This is a genomic window from Gynurincola endophyticus (genome assembly GCF_003991195.1).
GTDB classification, from domain to species: Bacteria; Bacteroidota; Bacteroidia; order Chitinophagales; family Chitinophagaceae; genus Gynurincola; species Gynurincola endophyticus.
Window position 1 is genome coordinate 72810 of sequence record NZ_RCWL01000005.1, and the last position, 17022, is coordinate 89831.

Below are 17022 nucleotides of genomic sequence, written 5' to 3' on the forward strand. Positions count from 1 at the left end.
TCGCTTATATGGAAATAACTACTATTCAACCGTTTTTAGATTATTACAAAAGAATACGCCAGAGAACACTTCGTCTGCTGTCGGTGATTCCTGAAGAGTCGATGAACTGGTCATATAAACCTGGTAAATTTACCATTGCAGATCAGGTTCGTCATATTGCTGCTATTGAAAGATATATGTATGCGGAGACGGTTCAGGGAAAGCCATGTACTTACAGCGGTTGTGGAAAAGAGCTGGCAGACGGATATGAAAATGTGATGAAGTTTTTTAATGATATGCACGAAGAGTCGATCAGTATATTTAGCAGGCTCTCTGATACCGACCTGCAAGGGAAATGCAGTACTCCCGGAAATGTTGACATAACTATATGGAAATGGTTAAGAGCGATGACTGAACATGAAGTACATCATCGCGGAGAGCTTTATATTTATCTTAATTTACTGGATATAAAAACGCCGCCGATGTTTGAGTTGAGTTCGGAGGATATTATTCTGAATAGCAGAAAAGGTAAATAGTTATTGACACAGTATTTTTAAATTGTCAGATACTCAGCGTATGAAAGTTTTCGTTCAGATAATTGCACTCGAGAATGATTTTACCGCAAATGATTCCGATAGCTATTTCCTCTACTTCCTGCAGCCAGCTATGATTTATTAAAAAAGCGTTCTTAGGAGAATTTTTTTTTCTGTCAACATAAGCTGTGCTCATTATGCGTTGTTGTGCTTCACTGCGTTTTAGTTCAATTCTTCTGATCATATAAGCATCCATAACAAACCGTTGATTGTTTTCGCCGGCAGTTTGGTCTGATACGATTTCGTCTAATAATTTATCTATGTCAGGCTGTTTAAGTAATTCTTTTGCCTGAATAAGTTCGGCTTCGGAACAGCTTCCTTCAAGAAATTTTTGCAATAACAGTTTGTGTGGGTGATGCATATAGCGGTTATAGTGCTTTAATTCCGTATGAATGAGATAACAAGAATTTATGATTGTACCGGAACCTGGTTAATCGGTAGACAAATCCCGTTAGTACAAGATTATTGTATAAATAAAGTGTGAATGTTATGCGAGTATTAAGTTTTGATGAACTGACTGTTGAACTACAGCCGGCGGCAGAAACCGGGTAAGACCAGCAAAAGAGGTAATGTAGTACCTTATACGGATCGATTCGTCACAAAAATGGTGGCTTACATCACATTTGCCGGCTTTTAAAGCAACAGTTCAGTAATATTGTCTTCGAATTATCTCTTTATGACTGAATTACGAAAAAAAGAACTCTGGGGCTACTCCATTGTATCCTTTGCCTATCTGTTGTCATTACTATACATCCTGTTAGACAATCCATTTCATGTGGATGAAGCGATGTATTATCACCCGCGGTACCCGATTACACCATATACACCGGTCATTCATCTCTTCACATCCTTAATTTGTGTACTGGTGATCGGTCTGGTCTATTTTTATTTTTTGCCAAAAGTGATCAACGAAGTAATCACCAGCAGGTTTTTTTTAATTATAATACCGGCAGCGTTGATTATTCTGGCTGCTGCTACTTTCTATAACTTCGTCGCTTTCTCATCTTATGAGCCTCATGAATATTATCCGCGCAGGAGATTATTCTCGCTGGCTTTTAAAGAAGGCCTCACCGTAACGTTCATTATCAGTTTTATATTTGGTTTGTATGTGCTGGTAAGATACCTGCTTACCAGCCTTCACGACCGTGTATCGGGTGGCAGTAAAATAAAACAGGAGTTATTAGAGAGAACATTGATGGTATCGATTGGTAGTATACTGGCAGTAATCATTTTATTATTCTTTCAACAGTATATTCACCGGGTTTGGAGATTTTCATTAATCTTTCTGGTACCGCAATACATTATCCTGTTTATATTAGGTATCAATTATGTATATCCCGCTTTCAGTAAAGAAAAGAGTTTACTTAAACTATTCTTGAGGATCATTATTATTACTTTAGTGATCACATTGCCACTATATACACTCTTTCATGAAGCTGCCGGTATCAGAGATGGAGAAACGAGTGTTACATTTTTCTTAATATTTGCAGCGAGTATACCATTATTCTGGTTTTTTTTACGAATTTACTACAACGATATTGTAAGGAAATTTGGAGCAATGGATGCGCTTCAATTGCAGGTAGATACCAAAACGGCCAATATTGATTTTTTAAGGTCACAGATAAACCCACATTTCCTTTTCAACGCACTGAATACACTATACGGACTGTCCCTAACAGAAAAGGCTGAAAGAACAGCGGAAGGAATACAGAAGCTGGGAGATATGATGCGATTTGTCTTAACAGAGAATCAGCAGCAAACGGTTTCTATTGATAAGGAGCTAAACTATATATCACATTTTATTGATTTACAGAAATTAAGGACTCAGGCATCGGATAAGATTGTTATTACATTTAAGAAGTATAGCCATGATTGTAATCACTCTATCGCGCCGATGCTTTTGATTCCTTTAATAGAAAATGCCTTTAAGCACGGTATTAGTTTAACCCAGCCTTCCTGGATTACTATTCATCTCACTTGTGACGAAAAAAAGGTTTACCTGGATGTATACAATAGTGTACACCAGAAAACGGAAGGTGATACGGAGAAGTTTAGTAGTGGTATCGGTTTAAAAAATGTACAGCAACGACTTTCATTATTATATCCCAACAAGCATGAGTTACAAATCAGAAATACCCCCAATGAATACATCGTACACCTCACCATCGAACCTTGAGCCGGATGAGTATTCAGGCTGGCAAAAATTTTTATGGTGGCTGGCCGCGGCTGATCCTAAAATAATCGTTCATTGCGGACCGGATAAATTCCGCTTCTCAGTGATCGGTTATACGGTAATGGTGACCTGGATTTTTGCAACCCTTGCATGGGGATATTTTTTCTCGACCATTGCTGATGATCCTGTTGTTTATATTCCTGCAGCCTTGTTTTTCGGGTTTGTGATTTTGTCTATCGACCGTGCTCTGATTGCCGGTATTAACAGCAATGGAAAAGCAAAGTGGTTATCGGTCGTATTTCGTATGTCGCTTGCATTAACAATTGGTTTCTTTCTTTCGCAACCTGTTGTATTGATGCTGTTTAAGAAAGATATCGATGGTCATTTACCGCTGGTACAATCTAAACAGGCAGCTGCTTTTAATGAACAACTGCGCGAAGCACATAGCATAACATTGCAAAATGCAAAAACGGATATTGAAAGAATCAGAAATATTCAGAATGCCAAAGGGCAGGAAATTGCTGATCTGAAGAGTGCGTACATCAAGGAAACCGACGGAACCGGCGGCTCAGGAAAAATAGGAGAGTCAACGATCGCAAGAGTAAAGAAAAGCGAATACCTGAAAGCAGAGGAAGATTTAAAAACCTGGAAACGTAATATCCAGGCAGAGATGGACACTGCAGTAGCGCAGGAAAAAAGAACCGAAGCTTTGATTGCAGCAAAACAAGCAGAATTTCAAAAAAATCAAAGTGATGGTTTTTTAACGCGTATCGAAACGCTCGATGATTTAATGCTTCAACATCCACCTGTAAAATACCGATATAGAATTATACTGGTACTGATTCTGCTAATAGAATTGATGCCGTTACTCACAAAATTAATGATGCCTTCAGGGTTGTACGAAGAGCTGTTAAATGCTGCTTCGCAGGATGAAAAAGAACTTATAAAGCTTAGAAAACAATACGCTTCCGCAGTGGAGAAAGAATATTATCAACAGGCATTGGCTGCTGACAGAGAATTGCAGGAATCTATGCTTAAAGAAATTCATCAGGCAAGAAAAGAAATGGCTGAAGAATCATTGCAGGAATGGAAACAACAGAAGGGAACGGTGAGTGGTTTCTGGGACGGATTAAAGAAAAAAATATTGTACTTTACAAAGTAATAAAGTAGAATTGAAAGTTAAAAATGGAGAATTGAAATGAACGGTTGAATTCTTCAGTTTTAATTAAGGCCAGAAATATTATAACTGCATAGCTCGTTTTCCATTTGAACTTTCTATTTTCAATTCACTACGTATAATGATACACGCTATAGCAATAGATGACGAACCGTTTGCGCTGGAAGTAATAAAATCTTTATCAGAAAAAGTACCCTTTCTGAAAATGGAAGCGTACTTTACTGATGCGTTTCAGGCATTGGAATACCTGCGTTCCAAACCGGTAGACCTGGTTTTTCTGGATATTAAAATGCCCGATATCACCGGTATCGAATGGCTGAAGTCATTACCCGACCCGCCAATGATTATTTTTACTACTGCTTATAGCGAGCACGCTGTTGAGAGCTTTGAATTGAATGCACTGGATTATCTGTTGAAGCCTTTCTCATTGGCCAGATTTCTCAAAGCTGCTAACAAAGCAGAAGAAATGAAATCGATGAAATCTTACAGAACAGAAATCGGCTCTACACAATTCCTTTTTGTAAAAAGTGGAACCGAACAGATAAAATTATTATTGTCAGAAATATTATATGTACAGAGTGCGGGCAACTATGTACACTTTATCGATAAAGATAAAAAGATAACTACCCGCCTTACGATGGGCGAGGTAGAAGAATTGCTGCCCCTACCACAATTTACCAGAGTTCATCGTTCTTATATCATCGCCGATCATGCCGTTCGTAAAATAGATAAGAACTTTATCTATGTGGCAGATGAACAAATTCCTATTGGTACAGCGTATTTGCAAATCGTAGAGAAAAAATTCTTTTCTTAATTCCCTTCTTTTGGTACAAAACCTCATTTGTATAAGCCGGTTGAATAGTATTCCCGGATATTGTACACACATGCCTTAATTTTAACGATTATAAAACGATTAATTTCAATAAATTGCAATACAAATTATAAGCTTCTACAAATTTTTTATACTCCATAAGGTTAAATTGCGTTATAAAAACTGATAGCCACAATTTTATACCATATGAACAGGCGAAAACTTCTTAAAAATTTAGGCATCACCATTGGTGCTGCCGTTATCAGTGGAGATACACTTGCAGGTATCGGAAAAGACCGGTATCGTTATTCCATTTCTCCTAATCCATTGCATAAGTCTTTAGATAAACCAATCACAGCCATTGTGTTAGGAGCTGGTAGCAGAGGTAATACGTATGCAAACTATGGTATTCAATTTCCGGATCAGTTAGATATTGTAGGAGTTGCTGAGCCGATTCGTTTGCGAAAAGAACGTTTTGCCGAAAAACATTCTATTGCTGCCGAAAACTGTTTTGACACCTGGGAACAGGTTTTTACCCGACCGAAATTTGCCGACGCAATTATCATTTCAACCCCCGATGATGTACACTACAAACCTTGTATGAAAGCATTGGAAATGGGTTATGATATTTTGTTGGAAAAGCCCATTTCACCCAGTGAGCAGGAATGCCGGGATATTCTGAAAATGTCAAAGAAAACAGGCAAAATTGTAGCCGTTTGCCACGTGCTCCGGTATGCCCCGTATTTTGTAAAAATGCGCGAACTGATCAAAGACGGTGCTATCGGTGAGGTAGTGAGTGTTCAACATTTTGAACCAATAGAGCATATGCATATGGCGCATTCGTATGTACGCGGAAACTGGCATAACAGTGTCAAAACCACTCCGATTTTGCTGGCAAAGTCCTGCCACGATCTTGATATTATAAAATGGGTAGTTAACAAGCCCTCTAAACAAATTACCGCTATGGGTAATTTGAAATGGTTTAAAAAAGAAAATGCTCCTCAGAATAGTGCTGACCGTTGTATTGATTGTAAAGTAGCGAACGATTGTCCTTATGATGCGGTAAGATATTATCATGATCGCCGTCAGCGGAACTATGTTTTTGATTTGCCCGAAGATAAAACGCAGCAAGGTGCATTTATCATGGAGCAGTTAAAAACAACCAATTATGGCCGTTGTGTTTACCGGATGGAAAATGATCAGCCAGATCATTATATCTCCAACATTCTTTTTCAGGATGATGTAACAGCCAGCTTCTCAATGGAAGCTTTCACTTCTTATCATGGCCGCAGAACACGAATCATGGGTTCAATGGGTGATATGGTAGGAGATATGAATGAACTCGTAGTTACAGATTTTAAAACCGGTAAGTCTATAACATTAGTTCCCAAGGCAGAAGACGTAGGAGATTACAAAAACTCAGGACACGGTGGTGGTGACTGGTTATTGGTTCGCGACTTTGTACAAGCTGTCGGACAACAAAACCCTGCTATACTTACTTCTACGATAGAAGAATCGATAGAATCACACCTCATGGGCTTCATGGCCGAAAAAAGCAGAAAAACATCAAAATTTATGGCGATCAAAATGTAATGTAACACATATTTGACCGACTTATAATAAGGATTACTTAATTTTAAAAGTCTCAGAAAAAATCTGAGGCTTTTTCTTATTCAAAACTATCTCATGAGATATCTATCAATCACACTTTTAACACTTTTCTTTGGTAGCGCTCTTTTTGCACAAAAGAAGACCCTCACCGAAGATGATTATGGTAAGTTCCAGCTAATGGGTTATCCAAGTCTGGCGAAAGACGGAAATTGGTCAGCCTATGCTGTAATTACTACCACTTTTGACGATTCTGCATTTTTCAAGAATCTCTCTTCCGGAAAAGAATATGCTTTCGGAAAAGCAATGTCTCCACAGGTTGCTCCTTTAGGAAATTGGGGTGCCTATATTACGACTGTTTCTTTTACTGAAAAAGAAAAGCTGACAGAAAGTAAAAAACCTGTTCCGAGAGGCGTTGCAATAGTAGACCTTTCTACCGGTAACAAATCGGAAATTAAAGATGCTAACAGTTTTAGATTTTCTGATAACGGAAAATTTATTGTTATTGAGCTGGATGCTCAAAAAGAAAAATCACCCAACAAAGTTATCTTGTTAAGAAACCTTTCTACCGGTGAAACAAGAACGATTGGTAACGTAAAAGAATATGCTTTTAATAAGAAAGGAGACTTCCTGGCTTATATAGTAGGGGGAGAAAACACTTATGCAAATACGATTGAGTTGTTTGATCTCAGATCTTACGCTACTAAAGTAATTAACAGTGATACTTTAGGATATTCTTCTTTAACATGGAGCCCTAACGGTGAATCACTGGCTTTCTACAAAGAACTCAAAGATACTTTGTACGAAGACAAAGAAAAAGCAGCCAGTGTTCATTATTATTCAGGAATCTATAAAACACCTGTGTTGTATTCGTATACAGCAGCTCAGTTGAAACCTGGTTTTAGAATTCTGCCTGCTTCAAGAATTATGATTTCTGAAGATTTACAGATTGTATATTTCGGTATTAAGGAGTGGACAAAAAAACCTGAGAAAAAATCTCCTGCTAAAGATACTGCTGCAAAAGACTCTGCAAAAACAGCAGCTCCTGCAGCTCCTAAAAAAGAGAATGTGGCAGATGTAGATGTATGGCATTGGAAGGATAAGGATATTCAGCCTTACCAGAAGTTAATGCAAAATACTATTGCCAATGCTCATTACCTGGTAAGCTGGGTTCCGGCTCAGTCGAAAGCATTTCAGTTAACTGAAAAGTTAACAGATCGTGCAATGTCAAATTTTGAGAAAAATGCTGTAGTAGTACAGTCTGACGAAAAATACAAACCGGCAATGGTAGAAGATTTCGCAGATGTATATTATGTGGATGCATTGACCGGTAATAAAGTATCAGTTGCTGAAAAATTAGACCTTACAAGAAGAGGGTTAGCAATCAGCCGTTTAGGTAAGTATATTATTTACTTCAAAGATAAACATTGGTGGTCGTTTAATACACAAACAAAAAAGGTTACCAATATCACTGAGAAAATTGATGAACCGGTATGGGATACCAGAGATGATCATCCGGGGCCATTATTCTATTTCGGTGCTTCTATGTTCAGTAAAGATGAAGAAACCGTATTTATCAATACCGAATATGATGTGTACTCAGTTCGTTTAGACGGCAAATCACAACAACGTTTAACAAAAGGTAAAGAAGAAGGTAATATTTACAGAGTGTATGCTCAGTTCTCTAACAAAAGTTATTATGACCCGGCTTTACCGATTTATTTCAGAAAGTTCGGCGATTTAACTAAGAAAGCCGGACTGGTAAGTTATCAGAATGGAAAGTTTGATGAATTATTCTTTGAGGATATTCTTTTCGGCAACGTTGTTAAAGCTGAAGATGCCAATATGTTCTTAATTAGTAAAGAAACCAATCAGACTCCGATAGCGCTTTACAGTGGTACATCATTAAAAGCGTTAAAAAGCATTCACCAATCAAACAAATTTGCAAGTGAGTATGCTAACGGAAAAGTTGAGTTAATTAACTATACCAATAAGAACGGTAAAAAATTACAAGGTACTTTGTACTATCCGGTGAACTATACACCCGGAAAACAATATCCGTTGGTCGTTTATATTTATGAGAAATTAAGCGACGGGATAAACAGATTCCCGATGCCATCTCCAACCAGTGCATATAATACCGTAAACTTTACGAATGCAGGTTACTTTATCTTCCAGCCGGATATCGTTTATGATATGAATGATCCGGGTATCAGCGCAGTTAACTGTGTGGTGCCGGCGGTAGAAGAAGTATTAAAAACCGGTATGGTGAATAAAGATCAGCTCGGAATTATGGGCCACTCATGGGGTGCTTATCAAACCAGCTTCATCGTTACACAAACAGACCTGTTTAAGGCAGGTGTAGCCGGAGCTCCTTTGACAAACATGATTTCAATGTCATTGTCTATTTATTGGAACAGCGGTGTACCTGATCAGAAAATCTTTGAAACTTCTCAAGGTCGCTTTGACGGTCCATGGTATGAGCGTATGGAAGAGCATATGAGAAACTCTCCGATCTATGCTGCTAAGAATCTGAAAACGCCTTTGCTGGTAGCTTTCGGTGATAAAGATGGCGCAGTAGACTGGCATCAGGGTATCGAGTTGTACGGAACACTGAGAAGAATGCAAAAACCCCACGTTTTGTTGGTATATGCTAATGAAAACCATGGTTTAGCTAAAAAAGAAAATCGTATAGATTATATGAATCGTCAACGCCAGTGGTTCGATCACTTCTTATTGAAGAAAGAAGCACCAAAATGGATTGAAGAAGGTATGACTTACGACGAACGTGTGAAATTTGAAGAAAAGAATAAAAAATAGATCCTGTTCAATCAAAGCCCCGCTGTTTTAAAGCGGGGCTTTGTTATTTTATGCGATTTACTTTTTGTTCAGATAATACGAACAGATAGTTTTCTTATGTAAGCCGTAACTTCACAAACCAGGCGGCAAATGTATCCCACAACGGAAAGCTGACCTGGAAAATCATGAGACAATGAAATAATATGTAGAAAGCCAGCACCAAAGGAAAAATCCATCTTCCCCGTTGCTGTTTTCTTTCTCTGATAATAAGTGTAATCAACAACAGGTATATTATTAAGATGGTAACCATGAATGCCGCTAAAAAATATTCTTCAGTAAAAACCGATCTGATCAGAAAGCGGCCGAGCGTTGGTTCTATAAATACAATTCCAGTTGCAATCATTGCTCTGGCATGAACAGGTGTATTGTGTTTGTTGACAAGTGCTATAACATACATCACGCCGATAATAATAATATCTTTAGTTTGTAGCCACAGACCGGCTCCCAGATCTTCCGTTACAATTCCTCCAAGCGTATGGTGTTTTAATAGAATAACCGAGATAAGAAATAATGGAAGAATGATATAGCTGAATTTTCCGATCGTACGGTGTAATTGAATTTTCTTTTTTCTGATTAAGATAGGTTGTACAATCAGCAGAAATATCCAAAGCGTTGCTATCGCTCCATGAAAATGGAAATAGTAATTAAAGTTGGCGGTTCCGTCTATATACTTTGAAAAGAAAGAAGGCCAGAAGCCAAGAAGAGTGAGTACAATTAATCCAATAGCATAATAACCTGCATTTTCGAAGGTTAGTTTTGACGGTTGACTTTTACCGATAGATTCCATTATCTTCCAGATTAATTTTATCAAAACAAACCTTAGTGTTTCAGTCTTTTTAGGAAACAAAAAATAGAACACTACTTCTGTTCCGGTTTCTTTGAGCCTAAACTAATCATTATTTCTGATAGTGGATAGACGGGTACTATACCCTAAAAGAGGTAAATGTAGATCCGATTTTTACAAAACACTGATATACAATTGTATGTTTGTGAAAGAGCTGTCGAATGGTTACACATATGATAAATACCCGACAGCTACCTTAATATTGTTGAGTTAATCAGCAAAACTTCGTTCACTGAAAAACAGTTTATAATTATTCAAACAGGTCATTTCTGTTCAATCCGTTAATAGATTTTTTTCGGGCGTAGAGATAAAAGAAGAAGTGAATTAATAAGAATACCAGCCATATTAAAGCGGTGATATGAATTACCTGTACTTTTTCAAAGCGCGATTGAAATCCTGCTGCAAACCATAATTCAGAAATACCAACATGAATAAGAAAGGTCGTAAGATGGAAACGAAATCCAACATCAAAAATCGGCAGGTATTCTCCATCCTGTTTTCCGAAATGCCAGCCGGCTAATGCCATTAAACCTCCATAAAGTGCGGCGCTGATAATAATCATAGCAACTAAGCCGTGCTCTATGGTATAACTCAAACAGAATCTGAAAATTGTGGTGAGTATGATTGCTGCAGCGGCAAACTTCAGTAAATAAGGAGTAATCGATTTCATGGCATTAAGTGTTTAAAAGATTTTTAATAGAGGGAGAAAAAAACAGGTGAATGTTACGGCTTACAAACCGGTTAAATAAATCCTGCCCCAGACCGGTAAGGAAATAATACTTCCTGTCAGGCCCTTTGTTTCCCTTTTGTAACTCATGATCTACTATACCTACATGCTCAAATTTTCGAAGCACACGATAAAGACTTTGTTCTTCACAGGTCATTGTATGATTCGATTGTTCTTCAACAAATCGTTTGATCTCATCTACGTATTTCTGCTCTTCTTTGAGCGCCAGGAAGATCCATAGAGTTAGTTGCCCCTTTTTGTAGGTTTCCTCCCAGGAGGACAATAATTCCTGTAGTTTTTCTTCAGTCGTCATTATTGCATTACTTGTATTATACAATTTGTATAATACAAATGTAGTAAATTGTTTTTAATCTCCAAATTATTATGAATGAAAGAGGAATTTACCCGAAAAGTTCACCATATTCATTTATACTGAATTCAGTAAATTGTGTTGAGCAATAGTTACTAAAACGCTGAAAATCAAAATGAGTAAAAGAAGTGTAGAGATAACCAGTCAATATTTTGACTTTTTAGACCGGCATATTAGTGATGTGGTAAATGGTCGCGCTGCTGATTTTCTGGAGCTGAATCAGATTGCCGGTGAATTGTTTGTATCGCACAAACATCTGACAGATACGGTGCAAAAAGAAACCGGTAATCATCCTTGTCATTTTTATGATCTCAAAATAATTGATCAGGCAAAACGGATGCTGACAGATACCAGCAGATCCATCGCAGATATTGCTACAATACTCACTTATGATCCTTCCAACTTCTCTAAGTTTTTCAAAAAATTTGTTGGACAAACACCCGGTCAGTACCGGCAGAAAAATAAAAGTTCCGAAAAGTTCACCACAAAATAAATATACATACCAGCCATCTTTGTAATGTTCATTTTATAACATTTAAAAGAAAACAAAATGGCGAGAAACAATCTAAACGGAAAAGTGGTGCTTATTGCAGGTGGTGCTAAAAACTTAGGCGGTTTGTTAAGCCGGGATTTTGCAGCCAAAGGTGCAAAAGTAGTGATTCACTACAATAGTGACAGTACAAAAGCTGAAGCTGAAAAAACGTTGACTGCTATTAAAGAAGCAGGTGGAGAAGCGTTTTTGTTTCAGGCAGATCTGACTGACGTAAAAAATATTACTAAACTTTTTGATGCCGCAATAGAAAAATTCGGCGGTATTGATATTGCTATCAATACAGTAGGTAAAGTACTGAAAAAACCTTTTAAAGATACCACAGAAGAAGAGTACGATAGTATGAGTGATATCAATTCTAAAGTGGCTTATTTTTTTATTCAGGAGGCTGGAAAAAAGCTAAATGATAACGGGAAGATCAACACCATCGTCACATCATTACTGGCTGCTTTCACAGGATATTATTCTACCTACGCGGGTGCAAAAGCTCCCGTAGAACATTTTACACGTGCAGCTTCCAAAGAATTCGGCTCAAGAGGTATTTCTGTAACGGCAGTTGCTCCGGGACCAATGGATACACCTTTCTTTTACGGACAGGAAAGTGATGATGCGGTAGCTTATCACAAATCTGCATCTGATCTGGGAGGTTTAACTGATATTAAAGATATCGCTCCACTTGTTGAATTTTTAGTAACAGATGGCTGGTGGATTACCGGACAAACCATTTTTGCCAATGGTGGGTATACTACCAGATAGAAAATAAAAAATGGGTAATGAAAAGAAAATTTTCAATTACCCATTTTAAAATTCAATCACGAAAATCAAAAGATTATAATGGATTTATCAGTCATACCGAATGAAACCGTAAGAAGTGCTGTGGCGGCCCTGCAAAAAAATGACAAGAATACCTGGTTTTCTTATTTTGCTAAAGACATAGTGTTTACTGATGACGGAAATACGCTCAACTTCAAATCATTCTTTGAGAACGCCTTTGCTAAAAAGGAAAAATTTCTGCAAATTGAACGCATAGAAAACAACGGAAAAGATATCTATGGTGTTTTTTATGCCGGGCAATGGGGTACTTTCAAAGTGTATTTTAAGTTTCAATTGAATGATGAAGAAAAAATCATCAGATTGGATATCGGACAGATCAGGTAAAACATAGCATCTTCTGTATCCTTACAGACAACGGTTATTATCATATTATTGTGTGCTACCTCAAAATCGAAATGATATAGCCTCTTCAAACAGACAGGCCAGAAGGTTTTTCGAAAAAGACCAGGTTTTTGGCCGAAAACGCTCTTTTAAGCAGAAATAATTCAAAAAAAAGGAAAAATTTTTGTTAAACCGCATTAGTCTACCAAATAAGTAGAAAAATATTTTTGTAGTTTAATTTGAACACCTATTTTTGTTCTAACAAATCTGCTATGGTTTATTTTTCTTCCATATTCCCCATGTCTAAGATGATGGCAACCTGCTGTTGCTGTTAATCATCTTATTGTTGCCTGCCTGATTTTCAATCTTTTAAAAACATTACATGGAGCATCTGGAAACTTTTACTGAATTATCCTATCAAATTGATAGACTATCAATGAGTGAAGCATTGAAGCTTTTGTCGGACAAGTTTCCCGGCGAAGTGGTATTTTCTACCAGTTTCAGTTATGAAGATCAGGTAATCACGTATCATATTTTTTCGCAACAGTTATCTGTAAAAGTATTTACACTTGATACGGGGCGACTGTTTCCAGAAACCTATTCGGTATGGAGCAGTACGCTGGAAAGATATCAGCAACCTATTGCAGTATACTATCCCGATGCAAAAGATATTGAAAGTTTTGTAACTCAGAACGGACCGAATGCCTTCTATGAATCCACTGAACTCAGACAAAGTTGTTGTCAGATCAGAAAAGTGCAGCCCTTAAAGCGAGCGCTAAATGGTCAGTCTGTCTGGATCACAGGTCTGCGCGCCGAACATTCTCCCAACCGGTCGAACCTGCAGGTGCTGGAATGGGATGATACCAATCAGATTATTAAGTTTAATCCACTGCTGCATTGGACTACAGAAGAAGTGAAAGAGTGTATCAATAAATATAATATTCCTTACAACTCATTACATGATCGCGGTTTTATCAGCATTGGTTGTGCGCCGTGTACCAGGGCTGTTCGGGAAGGAGAAGATTTCAGAGCCGGGCGCTGGTGGTGGGAAGATAAGAGTAAAAAAGAGTGCGGATTGCACGTGCATCGTTAATCAATCAGGTAGATTTTATGGAAACATATTCATTGGATTATTTAGATCAGTTAGAATCAGAGGCCATACATATATTCAGAGAAGTAGCCGGGCAATTTGAACGGCCTGCTTTATTATTCTCCGGAGGTAAAGATTCAATTTGTTTGGTACATCTGGCATTGAAAGCTTTTCGTCCCGGTAAATTCCCTTTTCCGCTGGTGCATATAGATACCGGCCATAACTTTCCTGAAGCACTGGTGTTTCGTGACCGTTTAGCCGAGCAGCTGGGTGAAAAACTGATTGTCAGGAAGGTGGAAGATACTATAAAGGCAAAAGGGTTAACTGAACCCAAAGGAAAATTTGCCAGTAGAAATGCATTACAAACCTATACTTTATTAGATACGATTGAAGAGTTTGAGTTTGATGCCTGTATTGGTGGTGCAAGGCGCGATGAAGAAAAAGCACGTGCTAAAGAAAGAATTTTTAGTGTGAGAGATGAGTTCGGGCAATGGGATCCAAAACTTCAGCGTCCCGAATTGTGGAATATCTATAATGGGAAAATTCATAAAGGAGAGAATGTGCGCGTATTTCCGATCAGTAACTGGACGGAGCTGGATGTATGGAATTACATCAAACGTGAAAACATAGCATTACCCAATATCTATTTTTCTCACGAAAGAGAAGTCATCTGTCATCAGGGACAATTGGTAGCTGTATCAGATTTTATTCAATTAGAGGAGTCGGATACAGTGTTAAAGAAAACCGTACGATACAGAACGGTAGGAGATATGACTTGTACCGCAGCAGTTGAATCAACTGCCAGTCATATTGATGATATCATAAATGAAATTATTGCAACGAAAACCAGTGAAAGGGGAGAAACAAGAATTGACGATAAGGTTTCAGAAGCAGCGATGGAAGACCGCAAGAAAAACGGTTATTTCTAATTAACTATTACTATTACAAAATTAAGCTATGGATATTTTGCGTTTCATAACAGCAGGAAGTGTGGATGATGGAAAGAGTACACTAATCGGTCGCTTATTATACGATTCGAAAAGTATAATGATCGATCAGTTGGAAGCTATTGAAAAGCAAACGAGGAATAAGTTGGCTGGAGAAATAGATCTGGCATTGCTCACCGATGGTTTAAGGGCAGAGCGTGAACAGGGTATTACCATTGATGTTGCTTATAAATATTTTTCTACCAATAAACGGAAATTTATTATAGCAGATGCACCCGGTCACATTCAGTATACGCGAAACATGGTTACCGGTGCTTCTAATACAGACCTCGCGATTATTCTGATTGACGCCCGTAACGGTGTAGTTGAACAAACAAGAAGACACTCCATTATTACTTCGTTACTGAAAATACCGAAAGTGGTAGTAGCTGTTAATAAAATGGATCTGGTAGACTATTCGGAAGATATCTATAATAATATTGTAATTGATTATCAAAAAGTAGCGACATCTCTTGGTATTAAGGAAATAACTTTTATTCCGCTTTCCGCTTTAAATGGTGATAATATAGTGGAAAAGTCTGAACGTTTATCATGGTATGATGGAGATTCATTACTTACGTTTCTTGAGAATGTGGAAACACATCAGTCGGTAAATCTGGATATCGCACGTTTTCCCGTTCAATATGTAATCCGCCCTCAAACAGAACACTTACATGATTACAGAGGATATGCCGGAAAAATAATTTCGGGTATATACCGGAAAGGTGACCAGGTTATTATTCAACCCAGCGGAACTACTTCTACGGTTGAAAAAATTGAACTTGGAGGCAAAGAAGTAGAAGTAGCAGTTGCTCCACAAAGTATAGTGCTGCATTTAGCTGATGACGTTGACGTAAGCAGAGGGGATATTATCGTACCTGCCGGTCAACCTTGTAAAACAGCGCAGGAATTAGACGTGCTTTTGTGTTGGATGGATAGCAAAAAATTACAAACCGGTAATAAATATATTTTACAGATAAACAGTAAAACCGTTAGATGTGCAGTTAAGCATATTGCTTATCGATTAGATGTAAATACATTACAGAAAGATGAGCAGGTTAGCACAGCCGCTCTGAATGACATTGTCAGAGCAACCATTAAAACAGCCGCGCCTTTGCCACATGATGCGTATGAAACGCTTCGGTCGAATGGAGGTGCAATCCTGATTGATGAAACAAGTTGCGTAACGGTCGGAGCTTGTATGATTCAATAATTTATCATTCACCTGTTAATCTGATTTATCATGAGTTTTTATGAACAATTGTACAAAGAAAAAAGTAACACGAAAACAATTTATCCAGACAAAGAAAGTGTTACCCAGTTTGTTGACCAGTTAATTGGTTTTCTCTTTTCGCCGCAACAAAACAAAATTGAAAGTTTGGCAGAATATCAGTACGCATACGAAGGCCTTGAAAGCCAGTTGACGAATCTGGTATATGAGATTACTAAAGACGAGTTTTTGTCTCAGCAAATAACCAGTCATTTTTTTGAGCAACTTCCGGCTGTTCATCAATTGTTATTGAAAGACGCTGATACTATTTTGCAGCATGATCCGGCAGCAGATAGTATTGAAGAAGTAACGCTCACATATCCCGGATTTTATGCTATTTCGGTTTACCGTTTTGCGCATGTACTATGGAAAAAGTCAGTAAAAGGATTACCCCGTTTGCTGACTGAATACGCCCATAGTAAAACCGGTATAGATATTCATCCCGGTGCTATTATCGGAGAATCTTTTTTTATTGATCACGGTACAGGTATTGTAATTGGTGAAACAGCAGTGATCGGTGATCACGTGAAATTATACCAGGGGGTAACTTTAGGCGCTATTCACAGCGATGCAGGCAGAAAAAAAATACACCGCCATCCCAGTATCGGTAATAATGTTATTATATACTCCGGCGCAACACTTTTAGGAAATATTCATATCGGCGAAAATTCCATTATCGGCGGAAATGTCTGGATTACTTACAGTGTTCCGGGTGGTTCTTTAGTCTATCATAAATCGGAAGTTATAGCACGAAAAGACTTCGATTTTGATTCTGCTGTTCATGAAATTTTGTTCAGACAGTAGGGAGACATTTTTTTAATTTATTAATC

17 protein-coding genes are annotated in these 17022 nt (G+C 37.9%); 13 read left to right on the top strand and 4 right to left on the bottom strand.

The window, feature by feature from the left end; genetic code table 11:
- Positions 1 to 8: 8 nt before the first annotated feature.
- Complete coding sequence (locus tag D9O48_RS10835; RefSeq protein WP_126972996.1) at positions 9 to 515, top strand: DinB family protein; 507 nt, start codon at positions 9 to 11, stop codon at positions 513 to 515.
- A gap of 25 nt (positions 516 to 540) precedes the next feature.
- On the opposite strand, the gene D9O48_RS10840 is transcribed toward D9O48_RS10835, so the two are convergent.
- The gene (locus D9O48_RS10840; protein ID WP_126972997.1) at positions 541 to 933 is read right to left on the bottom strand and encodes a hypothetical protein; all 393 of its coding nucleotides are present in this window, start codon (positions 931 to 933) and stop codon (positions 541 to 543) included.
- A 315-nt stretch (positions 934 to 1248) separates the two neighbouring features.
- Here D9O48_RS10840 and D9O48_RS10845 point away from each other — a divergent pair, with 315 nt between their 5' ends.
- From D9O48_RS10845 to D9O48_RS10865, 5 genes are all read left to right on the top strand, one after another.
- Entirely contained in the window at positions 1249 to 2748 is a 1500-nt protein-coding gene (locus D9O48_RS10845; protein WP_126972998.1) for a sensor histidine kinase, read from the top strand.
- Entirely contained in the window at positions 2714 to 3907 is a 1194-nt protein-coding gene (locus D9O48_RS10850; protein WP_158624870.1) for a DUF4407 domain-containing protein, read from the top strand. The genes D9O48_RS10845 and D9O48_RS10850 overlap by 35 nt, the downstream gene beginning before the upstream one ends.
- Before the next feature lie 136 nt (positions 3908 to 4043).
- Positions 4044 to 4736 carry a LytR/AlgR family response regulator transcription factor gene (locus D9O48_RS10855; RefSeq protein ID WP_233589235.1) on the top strand — a complete coding sequence of 231 codons (693 nt, stop codon included), beginning with the start codon at positions 4044 to 4046 and terminating at the stop codon, positions 4734 to 4736.
- Positions 4737 to 4940: 204 nt separating this feature from the next.
- Positions 4941 to 6326, top strand: a complete 1386-nt coding sequence (locus D9O48_RS10860; protein WP_126973000.1) for a Gfo/Idh/MocA family protein — start codon at positions 4941 to 4943, stop codon at positions 6324 to 6326.
- 93 nt (positions 6327 to 6419) lie between these two features.
- Entirely contained in the window at positions 6420 to 9161 is a 2742-nt protein-coding gene (locus D9O48_RS10865) for a S9 family peptidase (protein ID WP_126973001.1), read from the top strand.
- Positions 9162 to 9255: 94 nt separating this feature from the next.
- Here D9O48_RS10865 and D9O48_RS10870 read toward each other — a convergent pair whose 3' ends face one another.
- The 3 genes from D9O48_RS10870 to D9O48_RS10880 form a co-directional block, all read right to left on the bottom strand.
- Complete coding sequence (locus tag D9O48_RS10870) at positions 9256 to 9987, bottom strand: hypothetical protein (RefSeq protein ID WP_126973002.1); 732 nt, start codon at positions 9985 to 9987, stop codon at positions 9256 to 9258.
- A gap of 307 nt (positions 9988 to 10294) precedes the next feature.
- Complete coding sequence (locus tag D9O48_RS10875) at positions 10295 to 10714, bottom strand: hypothetical protein (protein WP_126973003.1); 420 nt, start codon at positions 10712 to 10714, stop codon at positions 10295 to 10297.
- A gap of 4 nt (positions 10715 to 10718) precedes the next feature.
- The gene (locus D9O48_RS10880) at positions 10719 to 11084 is read right to left on the bottom strand and encodes a PadR family transcriptional regulator (protein ID WP_126973004.1); all 366 of its coding nucleotides are present in this window, start codon (positions 11082 to 11084) and stop codon (positions 10719 to 10721) included.
- Between the two features lie 172 nt (positions 11085 to 11256).
- Here D9O48_RS10880 and D9O48_RS10885 point away from each other — a divergent pair, with 172 nt between their 5' ends.
- The 7 genes from D9O48_RS10885 (at position 11257) to epsC (ending at position 16996) form a co-directional block, all read left to right on the top strand.
- Complete coding sequence (locus tag D9O48_RS10885) at positions 11257 to 11634, top strand: helix-turn-helix domain-containing protein (RefSeq protein WP_126973005.1); 378 nt, start codon at positions 11257 to 11259, stop codon at positions 11632 to 11634.
- Positions 11635 to 11691: 57 nt separating this feature from the next.
- The gene (locus tag D9O48_RS10890) at positions 11692 to 12447 is read left to right on the top strand and encodes an SDR family oxidoreductase (RefSeq protein WP_126973006.1); all 756 of its coding nucleotides are present in this window, start codon (positions 11692 to 11694) and stop codon (positions 12445 to 12447) included.
- Positions 12448 to 12525: 78 nt separating this feature from the next.
- Positions 12526 to 12849, top strand: coding sequence for a hypothetical protein (locus D9O48_RS10895; RefSeq protein WP_126973007.1), 324 nt, complete (start codon positions 12526 to 12528; stop codon positions 12847 to 12849).
- Positions 12850 to 13228: 379 nt separating this feature from the next.
- Positions 13229 to 13939: a phosphoadenylyl-sulfate reductase gene (locus D9O48_RS10900; protein ID WP_126973008.1), complete on the top strand. Its 711-nt coding sequence runs from the start codon at positions 13229 to 13231 to the stop codon at positions 13937 to 13939.
- Between the two features lie 17 nt (positions 13940 to 13956).
- Positions 13957 to 14865 (top strand): sulfate adenylyltransferase subunit CysD, encoded by a 909-nt coding sequence (gene cysD, locus D9O48_RS10905; RefSeq protein ID WP_126973009.1) that lies wholly within the window; start codon positions 13957 to 13959, stop codon positions 14863 to 14865.
- A 28-nt stretch (positions 14866 to 14893) separates the two neighbouring features.
- Positions 14894 to 16135 (top strand): sulfate adenylyltransferase subunit 1, encoded by a 1242-nt coding sequence (locus D9O48_RS10910; protein WP_126973010.1) that lies wholly within the window; start codon positions 14894 to 14896, stop codon positions 16133 to 16135.
- 30 nt (positions 16136 to 16165) lie between these two features.
- A complete protein-coding gene (gene epsC, locus D9O48_RS10915; RefSeq protein ID WP_126973011.1) occupies positions 16166 to 16996 on the top strand; it encodes a serine O-acetyltransferase EpsC in 831 nt (276 codons plus the stop codon).
- The last annotated feature ends 26 nt before the right edge of the window (positions 16997 to 17022 follow it).